Raw genomic sequence first — 13,255 nt, forward strand, 5'->3', positions numbered from 1 at the left:
TCACTTGGAGACGTTGACGGCCGGCGCGTCCTCGCCCAGGAGCTTGCCGTCCGAGGTCTCGAACTGCCGCTTGAAGTTGGCGACGGCGTCACCGATGGCGGTGATGGTGTCGTCCGACATCTTGGCGCCCTCGGCGATGGAGGTGAGGAGCTCCTTGCGCTCGCGGCGCAGGTGCTCCAGCAGCTCCGACTCGAAGCGACGGATGTCCTTGACCGGGACGTCGTCCATCTTGCCGGTGGTGCCGGCCCAGACGGAGACGACCTGCTCCTCGACGGGCATCGGCTGGTACTGGCCCTGCTTCAGCAGCTCGACCATGCGCTTGCCGCGCTCCAGCGAGGCCTTCGACGCGGCGTCCAGGTCGGAACCGAAGGCGGCGAACGCCTCCAGCTCGCGGTACTGGGCGAGGTCCACGCGGAGTCGGCCGGACACCTGGCGCATGGCCTTGTGCTGGGCGGAGCCACCGACGCGGGAGACCGAGATACCGACGTTCAGCGCCGGGCGCTGGCCCGCGTTGAACAGGTCGGACTCCAGGAAGCACTGGCCGTCGGTGATGGAGATGACGTTGGTCGGGATGAACGCCGACACGTCGTTCGCCTTGGTCTCGACGATCGGCAGACCGGTCATCGAACCGGCGCCCATGTCGTCGGAGAGCTTGGCGCAGCGCTCCAGCAGACGCGAGTGCAGGTAGAAGACGTCACCCGGGTAGGCCTCGCGGCCCGGCGGGCGGCGCAGCAGCAGCGAGACGGCGCGGTAGGCGTCGGCCTGCTTCGACAGGTCGTCGAAGATGATCAGGACGTGCTTGCCGGCGTACATCCAGTGCTGGCCGATGGCGGAACCGGTGTACGGCGCCAGGTACTTGAAGCCGGCCGGGTCGGACGCCGGGGCGGCGACGATCGTCGTGTACTCGAGCGCGCCGGCCTCTTCCAGGGCGCCGCGAACGGACGCGATGGTCGAGCCCTTCTGGCCGATGGCGACGTAGATGCAGCGGACCTGCTTGTTCACGTCGCCCGAGCGCCAGTTGTCGCGCTGGTTGATGATCGTGTCGACGGCCAGAGCGGTCTTGCCGGTCTGACGGTCACCGATGATCAGCTGACGCTGGCCACGGCCGATCGGCACCATCGCGTCGACGGCCTTGTAGCCGGTCTGCATCGGCTCGTGCACCGACTTACGGACCATGACGCCCGGGGCCTGCAGCTCGAGGGCGCGGCGGCCCTCGGTCGCGATCTCGCCGAGGCCGTCGATCGGGTTGCCGAGCGGGTCGACAACGCGGCCGAGGTAGCCCTCGCCGACACCGACGGAGAGAACCTCACCGGTGCGCTGCACCGGCTGGCCCTCCTCGATGCCGCTGAACTCGCCGAGGACGATCGCACCGATCTCGCGCTCCTCGAGGTTGAGGGCGAGACCGAGGGTGCCGTCCTCGAACTTCAGCAGCTCGTTCGCCATGGCGGAGGGCAGGCCCTCCACCTTCGCGATGCCGTCGCCGGCAACGCTGACCGTACCGACCTCCTCGCGCGAGGCCGCGTCCGGCTGGTACGACTGGACGAAGTTCTCCAGTGCGTCCCGGATCTCCTCCGGCCGGATCGTGAGCTCCGCCATCTGGGTTCCCTGCTCTCCTTGTTGGGCCTGAAGCTTCTTAGGGGGTCTGGGGGCGACCCCCAGGAATCTTCTGCAAGTTCTGCACGGCCCAACCGGGCCGCTGTGATGCCTTGTGTAATTGGTGACGCTGCCGAGGCAGGTCAGCCGGCCAGTCGCCGGCTCGCCTCGTCGAGGCGCTGCGCGATGGTGCCGTCGATGACCTCGTCGCCCACCCGCACCGAGATCCCGCCGAGGACCGTCGGGTCCACGTCCAGGTTCAGGTGCATCTGGCGGCCGTAGACCTTCGCCAGAGCGGCGCCGAGGCGCTGCTTCTGCACGTCGGTCAGCGGTACCGCCGAGGTGACCACGGCGACCATGCGGTCCCGGCGCTCCGCGGCGAGCTTGGAGAGGGACTCGAGTCCCGCTTCCAGGCTACGTCCACGCGGCTTGGTCACCAGACGCGCGACGAGCCGCTCGGTGACCGCGTTCGCCTTGCCGCCGAGCAGGCTGCTCAGCAGCTCGCCCTTGGCGGACGCCGTGGCGGCGCGGTTCGTCAGCGCGGAGCGCAGGTCGGCGCTGGAGGTGACGATCCGGCCGAACCGGAACAGCTCGTCCTCCACGTCGTCCAGCGCGCCGGCCTTCTGCGCCGCGGTGAGGTCGGCGGTGTTCGCCAGCTCCTCCAGCGCGTCCACCAGGTCGCGCGACTGCGACCAGCGGGAGCGGACCATGCCGCTCACCAGGTCGGCGCTCTCGCCGCCGACCTGGCCGCCGAGGAGGCGTCCGGCCAGCTCGGCCTTGGCCTCGGCGGGCTGCGACGGGTCGGTGAGGACCCGACGCAGCGACACCTCGCGGTCGAGCAGCGCGGTGACGGCCGCCAGCTCCCCGGCGAGCGTCGCCGCGTCGACGGACGTGTGGTCCATCAGCGCGTCGAGCCGCTCGCGCGCGGCAGCCAGTGCCTCGCGGCTCGCTCCGTTCATCGCGTGGCCTCGGCCTTCGAAGCGTCCTCGAGACCCTCGAGGAAGCGGTCGATGGTGCGGCTCTGCCGGGCGTGGTCCTCAAGGGACTCGCCGACGAGCTTGCCAGCCAGGTCGGTGGCGAGCTTGCCCACGTCCTGGCGGAGCGCGTGCGCCGCGGCCTTGCGGTCGGCCTCGATCTGGGCGTGGCCGGCAGCGATGATCTCCTCACGCTGCCGCTGGCCTTCCGCCCTCATCTCCTGGATGAGCACGGTGCCCTGCTCGGTCGCCTCCTGGCGCAGGCGGGCAGCCTCGTGGCGGGCCTCGGCGAGCTGGGCCTTGTACTGCTCCAGCACGCTCTGAGCCTCGGTCTGCGCGGCCTCGGCCTTCTCGATACCGCCCTCGATGGCCTCGCGCCGCTCGTCCAGAACCTTGTTGATGTTCGGGAGGAGCTTCTTCGCGAGGAAGCCGAAGACGATGACGAAGGCGATCAGGCCGATGACGAGCTCAGGCCACGGCGGAACGAGGGGGTTTTCCTTGCCCTCGGCCGCCAGCTGAACCATGGTGAGGTTCACATCAGTGCCTTTCGTCGGATCGGTCTAGTCGTGACTGTTCGTCAGCTGTAGACGAACGGCATGACGAGGCCGATGAGGGCCAGCGCCTCACAGAACGCGAAACCGAGGATCTGGTTGGCGCGGATCAGGCCGGCGGCCTCGGGCTGACGGGCCATGGCCTGGGTGCCGTTACCGAAGATGATGCCGACGCCGACGCCGGGGCCGATCGCGGCGAGACCGTAACCGACGGAGCTGAGGGAGCCGGTGACACCATCGGAGGCAGCGAGGATCTGGGACATGCCAGTTCTTCCTTCTCTTTCACGGACCGGTGGGGGTTGGCCACCGGACGACTGGGGGTTTTGAGGGGCGGGCGGTCAGTGGTGCTCGGCGACGGCGCCCTGGATGAAGCTGCAGGCCAGAAGCACGAACACGTACGCCTGGACGGCCTGGATGAAGAGCTCGAAGCCGGTCATCACGATGACCATCACGAACGAGACGCCCGAGTACGCGATGCCGATGCCGTTGAGCATGTACCAGCTGGCGATCGTGAAGAGCAGCAGCAGGGTGTGACCCGCGAACATGTTCGCGAAGAGTCGCACCGCGTGCGTGAAGGGGCGCACGATCACGTTCGAGAAGAACTCGATGACCATGACCAGCGGCAGGACGCCGCCGAGGCTCTTGTCGTAGCCCGTGAGGTTCTTGAAGCCGCCGACGAAGCCGTGGCGCTTGAACGTGAGGCTCATCCAGATGATGTAGACGATCCCCGCGAGAACCGCCGGGTACGCGATGATCGACGTCACCGGGAACTGCGCGACCGGGATGATCGACCAGAGGTTCATCATCCAGACGAAGAAGAAGATCGAGACCATGAGGGGGACCCACTTCTCGCCCTCCTTCTTGCCGATCGTCTCGTAGACGATGCCGCGGCGTACGAAGTCGTAGCCCGCCTCGGCGACCATCTGGAGCTTGCCGGGGACGACCTTCGGCTTGCGGAAGGCGGCCCAGAAGAAGCCGGCGATGATGAGCGAGCCCAGCAGGGCGAGCAGCATCGGCTTGTTGAAATAAACGCCGTCCGCGTCGCCCCAGAGAGGCTCGAACAGGAACGAGTGCAGGCCCGGACCCTCGAAGCCACCGCAGTCCTGGAACAGGTGGCAACTGGTGTCGAAAGCGAGCTGCGTCGGGTCAGCACTCACCGCGGGCTCCTTCAGCGTGGCGCATAGGTACGGCAACCTCGTTGTGTCGGCGCGGCGCGCAGCCGCGGTTCGGCACTGGACTGGTGTTACGGATGATGGGGCGGCGGTCGGGCATCAAGCCTCGCGTTCGAGCAGGCGTCAGCTCAGATGCCCGCGCCCGCAGTGCCGCAGTTGGCACCGGACGATAGCAGGGTCTCGAACTCGCATTTATTCCGCCCCTACCCTTCACGACGAAGACCCGGATTTCTCGGGCTTCTGAGCCTCCGAATCCGGCTCGACGTAAAGGATCTTGGCCTTCATGTGCGCACGTGCCTGCATGCCGATCCAGACGAGGGTCAGCGCGACGAGTGTGGCGGCGAATGCCTTGGGGTTGAACAGTGTCGTGTTCTTGAAGACCGCGACGAAGATGAAGAGCAACAGCAGCTGAGCCGTGTACAGCATCAGCCCCATGGCCTGGAACAGGTGGGGCAGGTTCTTTGCCGTGCGTTCCAGTACGAGGAGCCCGATGCCCATGAAGCAGACGACCACGACCGTCGCGATGGCGGCGCCGATGGCCCCCTTGCCGCCCGCTACCCCGGCACTGACAGCGACGGCGATGACGCCGGCGGCAGTGGTGGGTACGGCGGTCTGAAGGAGGGTGCGGGCGTCGTTGGACGGCATGGCGGCAGCTCCGCTAACTGGTGGGGGCAGGGTGTCGTCATGGACGAGCGTAGGCCCCGGCCGAGGTGGTCCCTCGGGCCAATGGGCCGTCGCACTACGGTCCTTCGGCTCTGTTGCCGGGTCTCGTGAACCGTATCACAAACTATTTGATGAGGTCTTTACCAAGATGGTGTGCTGCCCGTCACACATGAGAGTGAACGCGCGCGCATGTGCAGAACGGGCGGCAACTTGTCTGGTATTGGGGCCCGGTGAGGCAATTCGTCAGCGTGATGCGCCGGTCTTCCGCCGGTCGGGGAAGCGCGAACGGGGGCCGATGGCGGTCGCCCCGTTGACGCCGCAGACGCCCGCGCCGACCGGTGCGCGCTCCTCCTCGTCGCCGTCCCACTCCTCGGTGCCCTCCGCGCCCACGGAAGCCGTGGCGAGCCGTTTGCGGCGCCGGTAGCGCGGCGGGACGAACGCCTCGGCCCAGCGCGGGGCGCGCGGGGTGAAGCGCGGGAGCAGCAGCAGGACCAGACCGACCGCGCTCAGCGCGACGATGACGAAGACGATCCACATCGACGCCGAGTGCACCGAGTACGCGAGCGTCCCGAAGGCGATCAGCGCCGCCCAGAAGTACATGATCAGCACCGCGCGGCTGTGCGAGTGGCCGATCTCCAGCAGCCGGTGGTGCAGGTGCCCGCGGTCGGCCGCGAACGGCGACTGGCCCTTCCAGGTGCGCCGCACGATCGCCAGCACCAGGTCGGCCATCGGGATCGCGATGATGGTGAGTGGCATCAGCAGCGGGATGAAGACCGGGAGCATCGCGTGGGTCGCCTCGCGCTCGCTGCCGCTGAGGCTGAGGTTCATCCGCAGCGCGTCCGGGTCGACCTGTCCGGTGATGGAGATCGCGCCGGCCGCGAGGACGAGCCCGATCAGCATCGAGCCCGAGTCGCCCATGAAGATCCGCGCCGGGTGCATGTTGTGCGGCAGGAAGCCCAGGCACATGCCCATCAGGATGGCGGCGAAGAGGGTGGCCGGGGCCGCGGCCTCGATGCCGTATCCGAACCAGATCCGGTACGCGTACATGAAGAACGCCGCGGCGGCGATGCAGACCATGCCCGCGGCGAGGCCGTCCAGGCCGTCCACGAAGTTCACCGCGTTGATGGTGATCACCACCAGGGCGACTGTGAGCAGCGTGCCCTGCCAGGAGGTGAGCGAGACCGCGCCGACGCCCGGGACGGGCAGCCACAGGATGGTCAGACCCTGGACGACCATCACACCGGCGGCGATCATCTGGCCACCGAGCTTGATCAGGGCGTCGATCTCGAACTTGTCGTCCAGGACGCCGATTATCCAGATCAGGGCGGCGCCGGAGAGCAGCGCGCGCGGTTCGTTGGAGCGCTCGAAGACGCCGTTGAGGCTGTCGAGGTGGTCGGCGACGAGCAGGCCCGCGCACAGTCCGCCGAACATGGCGATGCCGCCGAGCCGCGGCGTCGGTTCGCGGTGCACGTCCCGGGCGCGGATCTCCGGCATCGCGCCGGTCGCGATGGCGAACTTCCGCACCGGCCCGGTGAGCAGGTAGGTCACCGCGGCCGTGACGCAGAGCGTCAGCAGGTATTCACGCACGGGCTGCCCCAGAGGTATCGCTGGCCATCTCAGCCCCACACACTAGCTTCGCGACCACATGGTTGAGGACACGCGGGTACACGAGATGGTTGCACTCAACCCCGTCTAGTGCGGATAGGGGGGAAATCTCCCCGCGAGTTCCCGCACCTCGGCGCGGACTTCGGCGCGCGATCCGGTGCGTCCCTCGCCGCCCCCCTCGCCGCCCCCCTCGCCGCCCCCTTCGCCGTCCTCGCGCAGCGCCGCCGAGAACAGCACCGCGATCCTCGCCATCTCCGCCTCGCCCATTCCCTGGGTGGTCAGCGCGGCTGTACCGAGCCGGATGCCGCGCGCTTCGTCGTACGGGAGGGCACAGGTGTCCAGGACCAGCCCGGCGCCCGCCAGACGGCCCCTGGCGGCCCGTCCGTCGGCTCCCAGGGGGGCGGGGTCGGCCAGGATGATGTGGGTGTCGGTGCCGCCGGTGACCACGGCGAAGCCCTCGGCGGCCAGCCCGGCCGCGAGCACGCGCGCGTTGGCGACCACCTGATGGGCGTATCCCGTGAACCCCGGGGTCGCCGCCTCCCCGAACGCGACCGCCTTGGCGGCGATGGTGTGCATCTGGGCGCCGCCCTGGGTGAACGGGAAGACCGCCCGGTCGATCCGGGCCGCCAGCTCCGCACCGCACAGCAGGAGCCCGCCTCGGGGGCCGCGCAGCACCTTGTGGGTGGTCGCGCAGACCACGTCGGCGTACGGGACGGGGCTGGGCGCCGCTCCCCCGGCCACCAGGCCCATGGGGTGCGCCGCGTCCGCGATGAGGTAGGCGCCCACCGAGTCGGCGATCTCGCGGAACGCCTCGTAGTCGGGGTGGCGCGGGTAGCAGATCGAGCCGCAGACGATCGCCTTGGGGCGGCGGCGCTCGGCCAGGGCGGCGACCTCCTCGTAGTCGATGAGGCCGGTCTCCGGGTCGACGCCGTAGCCGACGAAGTCGAACCACCGGCCGGAGAAGTTGGCGGGCGAGCCGTGGGTGAGGTGTCCCCCGTACGGGAGCCCCATGGCCAGCACGGTGTCGCCCGGCCGCAGCAGCGCCGCGTAGGCCGCCAGGACGGCCGAGGAGCCGGAGTGCGGCTGTACGTTGGCGTGCTCGGCCCCGAAGAGCGCTCTGGCCCGGTCCACGGCGATCCGCTCGGCCATGTCCACGATCTCGCAGCCGCCGTGGTGGCGGGCGCCGGGATAGCCCTCGGCGTACTTGTTGCTGAGCGGGGAGCCGAGCGCCGCGAGCACGGCGGGCGAGGTGAAGTTCTCGGCGGCGATGAGCTGGAGCGAGGTGGCCTGCCGCCGCGTCTCGCCGAGCAGCACGTCGGCGATCTCGGGATCCTGCCGCCGCAGGGCGTCGAGCGCCCCCTCGGGGGCGGCGGCGCGGGCAGCGGACACGGCTGCGGTGGTGACCGTCATCGGGGTCTCCGGGCCTGACAGGGGGCGTGTGGGGCGTCAGATCCAATGTAGGCCGACGCACGCGCCCGCGCCCGGCAGATTCCCGTCACCCCTCCCGACGCGCCGCACCCGGACGACGTCAGTGCACGCGCCGCGCCCGGGCGGCCTTCAATGCGGCGCGCGCACACCCGTAAGGGCCGTCACCACCGGCTCCAAGGCCATGTTGATCTCGTCGCCGATCGAGCGGAAGAACGTGATGGGGGCCCCGTACGGGTCGTTCACCTCGTCCGCCTCGGCGCTCGGGGCCAGCAGCCAGCCGCGCAGGGCCGCCGCCGCGCGGACCAGGGCGCGGGCGCGCTCGACCATGCCGGCCTCGGAGGGGTCCGGCAGGGTCGTGGGGTCTATGGCGCGCACCAGCCGGGTGAACTCCTTCAGCGTGAAGGTGCGCAGACCCGCCGAGTGGCCCATCGAGATGACCTGGGCGCGGTGGTCGCGGGTGGCCGTCAGGACCAGGTCCGCGGTGATGACGTGCTCGTCCAGGAGCTCGCGCCCCGTGAAGCCGGAGGCGTCCGCGCCGAAGTCGGCGAGGACGGCCGCCGCGTTGGCCTCCATCGGGGCGCCCTCGTGGCCCCAGGTGCCCGCGCTCTCCACGATCAGGCCGCCGGTGTACGGGTCGCCGAGGCGGTCGTACAGGGCATGCCGGGTCAGCCGCTCGGTGATGGGCGAGCGGCACACGTTGCCGGTGCTGACGTGGAGGATGCGGAAAGTGGTGCCGGTGAGCCCGGTGCCTATGCCACGCCCCGTCTCAGGGGCTGTCAATTCGCCACCTCGAGGTCGGGTACCACCTTGCGCAGCTCGTCGGCGTCGAGCGCGCCCGCGCGCAGCAGCACCGGCACCTTGCCCGTGACGTCGACGATCGACGACGGGACGATGCCCGGGGTCGGGCCGCCGTCCAGGTACACCGAGACGGCGTCGCCGAGCATCTCCTGCGCGGCGTCGCAGTTCTCCGGCGAGGGGTGTCCGGTGAGGTTGGCGGAGGACACGGCCATCGGGCCGACCTCGGTGAGCAGCTCGATGGCGACCGGGTGCAGCGGCATCCGGATCGCGACCGTGCCCCGGGTGTCGCCCAGGTCCCACTGGAGGGAGGGCTGGTGCTTGGCGACGATCGTCAGCGCGCCCGGCCAGAACGCGTCGACGAGCTCCCACGCCTGCTCGGAGAAGTCCGTGACCAGCCCGTGCAGCGTGTTCGGGGACCCGATCAGCACAGGGGTGGGCATATTGCGGCCACGGCCCTTGGCGTCCAGCAGGGACGCGACGGCCTCGGCGCTGAACGCGTCGGCGCCGATGCCGTAGACGGTGTCCGTCGGGAGGACGACGAGCTCGCCGCGGCGCACTGCGGAGGCGGCCTCGCGCAGACCGGTCGTGCGGTCGGTCGCGTCGTTGCAGTCGTATCGCCGAGCCATTTACGGGGCCTCCTCGTACACGTACGCGGTCTTGAAGCGGTTGGGGGTCAAGGCGGTCACGGCAGGGCCTTGCGGGCCGTGGCGAAGCGCGGACGGTTGTTCAGGTCGGGGTGGTCGGCGGCGTCCGCCCAGCCGGCCTCCTCGTTGAAGATCCACGGCACCTGGCCGCCCTGGGTGTCGGCGTGCTCGACGACGACGAGGCCGCCGGGCCGCAGCAGCCGGTGGGCGGTGCGCTCGATGCCCCGGATCGTGTCGAGGCCGTCCTCGCCTGAGAAGAGGGCGAGCTCGGGGTCGTGGTCCCGGGCCTCGGGGGCGACGTACTCCCACTCGGTGAGCGGGATGTACGGCGGGTTGGAGATGACCAGGTCGACCTGGCCGTCGAGCTCGGGCAGCGCGGCCAGGGCGTCGCCCTGGTGCAGCACGACGCGCGAGCCCTCGACGTTCTTGCGGGTCCAGGTCAGGGCGTCCTCGGAGAGCTCCACCGCGTGCACCCGCGAGCGGGGCACCTCCTGGGCCATGGCGAGCGCGATCGCGCCGGAGCCGGTGCAGAGGTCGACGATGAGCGGCTCGACCACGTCCATGGCCCGCACGGCGTCTATGGCCCAGCCGACGACCGACTCGGTCTCGGGGCGCGGCACGAAGACGCCGGGGCCGACCTGGAGCTCCAGATAGCGGAAGAACGCCCGCCCGGTGATGTGCTGGAGCGGCTCGCGCGCCTCACGACGGGCGACCGCCTCCCAGTACCGGGCGTCGAAGTCGGCGTCCTTGACCAGGTGCAGCTCTCCCCGCTTGACGCCGTGGATGTGCGCGGCGAGCTCCTCCGCGTCGAAGCGCGGCGAGGGCACGCCGGCGTCGGCCAGCCGCTGGGTGGCCTGGGCCACCTCCGCGAGCAGCACACTGCGGGGGCCTGGGGTTCGCCCCCCAGAATGTTGCGGCACGCTGGTCCTCCGGGCTGCAATGGGCCTCCCCCGCCCGGTCGTGCGGCGGGGGAAGTACCGGGTGTCTTACGGGTGTCAGCTCGCCGCGGCGAGCTTGGCGGCGGAGTCGGCGTCGACGCACGCCTGGATCATCGCGTCCAGGTCGCCGTCGAGTACCTGGTCCAAGTTGTACGCCTTGAAGCCGACTCGGTGGTCCGAGATGCGGTTCTCCGGGAAGTTGTAGGTGCGGATCTTCTCGGAGCGGTCCACGGTACGCACCTGGCTGCGCCGGGCGTCGGCGGCCTCCGCCTCGGCCTTCTCCTGGGCGGCGGCGAGGAGGCGCGAACGCAGGATGCGCATGGCCTGCTCCTTGTTCTGGAGCTGGCTCTTCTCGTTCTGGCAGGAGGCGACCACGCCGGTCGGGACGTGCGTGATGCGGACGGCGGAGTCGGTCGTGTTGACGGACTGGCCGCCGGGGCCCGACGAGCGGTACACGTCGATGCGCAGATCGTTCATGTTGATCTCGACGTCGACCTCCTCGGCCTCGGGCGTGACGAGCACGCCGGCGGCGGAGGTGTGGATGCGGCCCTGCGACTCGGTGGCGGGCACGCGCTGCACGCGGTGCACCCCGCCCTCGTACTTCAGCCGCGCCCAGACGCCCTGGCCGGGCTCGGTGGCGCCGTTGCCGCCCTTGGTCTTCACCGCGACCTGGACGTCCTTGTAGCCGCCCAGCTCGGACTCGGTGGCGTCGATGATCTCGGTCTTCCAGCCGACGCGCTCGGCGTAGCGCAGATACATCCGCAGCAGGTCACCGGCGAACAGCGCCGACTCGTCGCCGCCCGCGCCCGCCTTGATCTCCAGGAGGACGTCCTTGTCGTCGCTGGGGTCGCGCGGGACCAGGAGCAGCCGCAGCTTCTCCGTCAGCTCCTCGCGCTGCTTCTCCAGCTCCTTGGCCTCGGCCGCGAAGTCGGGGTCGTCCGCCGCGTACTCCTTGGCCGTCTCGATGTCCTCGCCCGTCTGCTTCCAGGAGCGGTACGTCCCGACGATCGGCGTCAGCTCGGCGTAGCGCTTGTTGAGCTTGCGCGCGTTCGCCTGATCGGCGTGGACCGAAGGGTCGGCGAGCTTCTTCTCCAGATCGGCGTGCTCGCCGATCAGTTCCTCGACCGCCTCGAACATCGGGGGCTCCTGAGTAATCGCGTTGAGTGGCTGCGGCAGACGGCAAAGCGCCGGTCCCAGCCGCCCCGCACGGGGGCGGCCGAAGACCGGCGCAGTGGCTCGCTACTTCTTGGCGGCAGCAGCCTTGCCGAAGCGGGCCTCGAAGCGGGCCACGCGGCCACCGGTGTCGAGGATCTTCTGCTTGCCCGTGTAGAACGGGTGGCACTCGGAGCAGACCTCGGCACGGATGGTGCCCTCGGCGAGGGTGCTACGGGTGGTGAACGACGCGCCACAGGTGCAGCTGACCTGCGTCTCGACGTACTCGGGGTGGATGTCGCGCTTCAAGGGTTTCTCCTAGTTCAGGGAGGGCTCCGGGTCGTCCGCGCGGGAATGCGCGCACGTGAACCGGGGCCGACGTACCAGTCTGCCAGGACTGGGCGTATCTCCCAAAACCGGGGTCGGCCCCGATCTATTCCACGCCCGTTCCCGCCCGGCGAACCAGCAGGTCAGCCGGTTTTCACCACAGCACCGACGTCACCCTTGTCACCCGCCGAGTCCTCGGTCGCGGAGGCCGGGATCGGCTGGTCCTTCAGCAGGGCGTCCCAGACCTGCCGGGAGTGGGCCTGCTGCGGCAGTACGCGGTTGAGATCGGCCGGGTCGTACATCACCGGCAGGGTGATCATGTGGACGTCGTCCGCGCCCAGTCCCTTGAGCCCGTTGCCGAAGCCGATCAGCTTGTTGATCGAGTTCAGGTCGGAGTCGGTGGTGATCGCCTTGGTGGCGGCGTCCGCGAGCCCGTAGAGCTTGGTGGGGCTGGTGAAGACGCCCACGCCCTTGACCCGCCCGATCAGCGCCTTGATGAACGCCTGCTGGAGCTGGATGCGGCCGAGGTCGGAGCCGTCGCCGACGCCGTGCCGGGTGCGGACCAGGCCGAGGGCCTGTTCGCCGTTGAGGGTGTGCTTGCCGGCCGGCAGGTCCAGATGGCTCTTGCTGTCCTTGATCGGCTTCGCGGTGGTGACGGGCACCCCGCCGAGCTCGTCGATGAGCTTCTTGAAGCCGGTGAAGTCGACCTCGATGTAGTGGTCCATACGGATGCCGGACATCTGCTCGACCGTCTTGACCGCGCAGGCCGGGCCGCCGACCTCGTACGCCGTGTTGAACATCTGGCGCTTGCCGCCGGGGTCGCTCTTGCCGTCCGTGGTGGTGCAGGAGGGGCGCGTGATCAGGGTGTCGCGCGGGATGGAGACGACGCTCGCCGTCTTGTGGCCCTCGTACACGTGGACGACCATCGCGGTGTCGGAGCGGGCACCGCCGTCGTCCTGGCCGTACTCCTTGTTGGCGCCGGCCCGCGAGTCGGAGCCGAGGACGAGGATGTCCATGGATCCGTTGTCGACGTCCTGCGGACGGTCGGTGCCGAGCTGGGCGTTGATGTCGACGCCCTTGATGTTGCCGTTCAGCTTGAAGTAGACGTACCCCAGGCCGGTCCCGCCGGCCACGACCACGCCCGCCGCGGACCAGGCCGCTATCTTCACCGCGCGGCGGCGCGTGGTGGGACGCTTGCGGCGCCTGCCACGGCCACCGCCGGATATTCGGGCGCTGCCGCTCTCGCTCTGCTCGGCCATGGTCTCCTCAGTCCTCGCTGCCGCTCCTGGTACCCCCCGCCGTGTCTGTCAGGCACGGTTTGTCGACACTTGTCAGACGGAGAAGCACCAAGAAGGGTTGCACAGGGTTCTAAGAAGGCCTTAAGAGCGCCCGGCGCGTGTGGTGAAGCTC

14 protein-coding genes are annotated in these 13,255 nt (G+C 69.7%); all 14 read right to left on the minus strand.

The genetic code is table 11. The annotated features are described in order from the left end of the window. The 14 genes from atpA to AB0G17_RS30075 all read right to left on the minus strand — a co-directional run bounded on the left by atpA (position 1) and on the right by AB0G17_RS30075 (position 13,104). Complete coding sequence (atpA, locus tag AB0G17_RS30010; protein ID WP_361389562.1) at positions 1-1,596, minus strand: F0F1 ATP synthase subunit alpha; 1,596 nt, start codon at positions 1,594-1,596, stop codon at positions 1-3. Between the two features lie 140 nt (positions 1,597-1,736). Continuing rightward, on the minus strand, positions 1,737-2,552 hold the full coding sequence (locus AB0G17_RS30015) for a F0F1 ATP synthase subunit delta (protein WP_361389564.1): 816 nt from the start codon (positions 2,550-2,552) through the stop codon (positions 1,737-1,739). Next, entirely contained in the window at positions 2,549-3,091 is a 543-nt protein-coding gene (locus AB0G17_RS30020; protein WP_361389566.1) for a F0F1 ATP synthase subunit B, read from the minus strand. The genes AB0G17_RS30015 and AB0G17_RS30020 overlap by 4 nt, the downstream gene beginning before the upstream one ends. A 53-nt stretch (positions 3,092-3,144) precedes the next feature. Next, on the minus strand, positions 3,145-3,381 hold the full coding sequence (atpE, locus tag AB0G17_RS30025) for an ATP synthase F0 subunit C (RefSeq protein ID WP_361389568.1): 237 nt from the start codon (positions 3,379-3,381) through the stop codon (positions 3,145-3,147). Between the two features lie 75 nt (positions 3,382-3,456). Continuing rightward, positions 3,457-4,275, minus strand: a complete 819-nt coding sequence (atpB, locus tag AB0G17_RS30030) for a F0F1 ATP synthase subunit A (protein WP_361389570.1) — start codon at positions 4,273-4,275, stop codon at positions 3,457-3,459. A gap of 225 nt (positions 4,276-4,500) precedes the next feature. Beyond that, on the minus strand, positions 4,501-4,935 hold the full coding sequence (locus tag AB0G17_RS30035) for a hypothetical protein (RefSeq protein ID WP_361389572.1): 435 nt from the start codon (positions 4,933-4,935) through the stop codon (positions 4,501-4,503). Positions 4,936-5,196: 261 nt separating this feature from the next. Continuing rightward, entirely contained in the window at positions 5,197-6,552 is a 1,356-nt protein-coding gene (locus tag AB0G17_RS30040) for an MraY family glycosyltransferase (RefSeq protein WP_361389677.1), read from the minus strand. Positions 6,553-6,645: 93 nt separating this feature from the next. Continuing rightward, entirely contained in the window at positions 6,646-7,968 is a 1,323-nt protein-coding gene (glyA, locus tag AB0G17_RS30045) for a serine hydroxymethyltransferase (protein WP_361389574.1), read from the minus strand. Between the two features lie 147 nt (positions 7,969-8,115). Beyond that, positions 8,116-8,766 (minus strand): protein-tyrosine-phosphatase, encoded by a 651-nt coding sequence (locus AB0G17_RS30050; protein WP_361389576.1) that lies wholly within the window; start codon positions 8,764-8,766, stop codon positions 8,116-8,118. Then, positions 8,763-9,410: an L-threonylcarbamoyladenylate synthase gene (locus tag AB0G17_RS30055; RefSeq protein WP_361389578.1), complete on the minus strand. Its 648-nt coding sequence runs from the start codon at positions 9,408-9,410 to the stop codon at positions 8,763-8,765. Before AB0G17_RS30055 ends, AB0G17_RS30050 begins: the two co-directional genes overlap by 4 nt. Before the next feature lie 56 nt (positions 9,411-9,466). Further along, positions 9,467-10,348, minus strand: a complete 882-nt coding sequence (gene prmC / locus AB0G17_RS30060; protein WP_361389580.1) for a peptide chain release factor N(5)-glutamine methyltransferase — start codon at positions 10,346-10,348, stop codon at positions 9,467-9,469. 75 nt (positions 10,349-10,423) lie between these two features. Then, the gene (gene prfA / locus AB0G17_RS30065; RefSeq protein ID WP_361389582.1) at positions 10,424-11,503 is read right to left on the minus strand and encodes a peptide chain release factor 1; all 1,080 of its coding nucleotides are present in this window, start codon (positions 11,501-11,503) and stop codon (positions 10,424-10,426) included. A 102-nt stretch (positions 11,504-11,605) separates the two neighbouring features. Next, positions 11,606-11,827: a 50S ribosomal protein L31 gene (rpmE, locus tag AB0G17_RS30070; RefSeq protein WP_101390144.1), complete on the minus strand. Its 222-nt coding sequence runs from the start codon at positions 11,825-11,827 to the stop codon at positions 11,606-11,608. A 161-nt stretch (positions 11,828-11,988) separates the two neighbouring features. Beyond that, positions 11,989-13,104 carry an LCP family protein gene (locus AB0G17_RS30075; protein ID WP_361389584.1) on the minus strand — a complete coding sequence of 372 codons (1,116 nt, stop codon included), beginning with the start codon at positions 13,102-13,104 and terminating at the stop codon, positions 11,989-11,991. Between the last annotated feature and the right edge of the window lie 151 nt (positions 13,105-13,255).

Origin of the sequence: Streptomyces sp. NPDC023838 (genome assembly GCF_040639555.1) — a bacterium.
In the GTDB taxonomy this organism is placed as follows: Bacteria; Actinomycetota; Actinomycetes; order Streptomycetales; family Streptomycetaceae; genus Streptomyces.

Excerpts from the sequence above, each read along its gene's own strand:
- atpA (WP_361389562.1), bottom strand. The coding sequence starts at position 1,596 with ATGGCGGAGCTCACGATCCGGCCGGAGGAGATCCGGGACGCACTGGAG.
- AB0G17_RS30015 (WP_361389564.1), bottom strand. The coding sequence starts at position 2,552 with ATGAACGGAGCGAGCCGCGAGGCACTGGCTGCCGCGCGCGAGCGGCTC.
- AB0G17_RS30020 (WP_361389566.1), bottom strand. The coding sequence starts at position 3,091 with ATGGTTCAGCTGGCGGCCGAGGGCAAGGAAAACCCCCTCGTTCCGCCG.
- atpE (WP_361389568.1), bottom strand. The coding sequence starts at position 3,381 with ATGTCCCAGATCCTCGCTGCCTCCGATGGTGTCACCGGCTCCCTCAGC.
- AB0G17_RS30035 (WP_361389572.1), bottom strand. The coding sequence starts at position 4,935 with ATGCCGTCCAACGACGCCCGCACCCTCCTTCAGACCGCCGTACCCACC.
- glyA (WP_361389574.1), bottom strand. The coding sequence starts at position 7,968 with ATGACGGTCACCACCGCAGCCGTGTCCGCTGCCCGCGCCGCCGCCCCC.
- AB0G17_RS30055 (WP_361389578.1), bottom strand. The coding sequence starts at position 9,410 with ATGGCTCGGCGATACGACTGCAACGACGCGACCGACCGCACGACCGGT.
- prfA (WP_361389582.1), bottom strand. The coding sequence starts at position 11,503 with ATGTTCGAGGCGGTCGAGGAACTGATCGGCGAGCACGCCGATCTGGAG.
- AB0G17_RS30075 (WP_361389584.1), bottom strand. The coding sequence starts at position 13,104 with ATGGCCGAGCAGAGCGAGAGCGGCAGCGCCCGAATATCCGGCGGTGGC.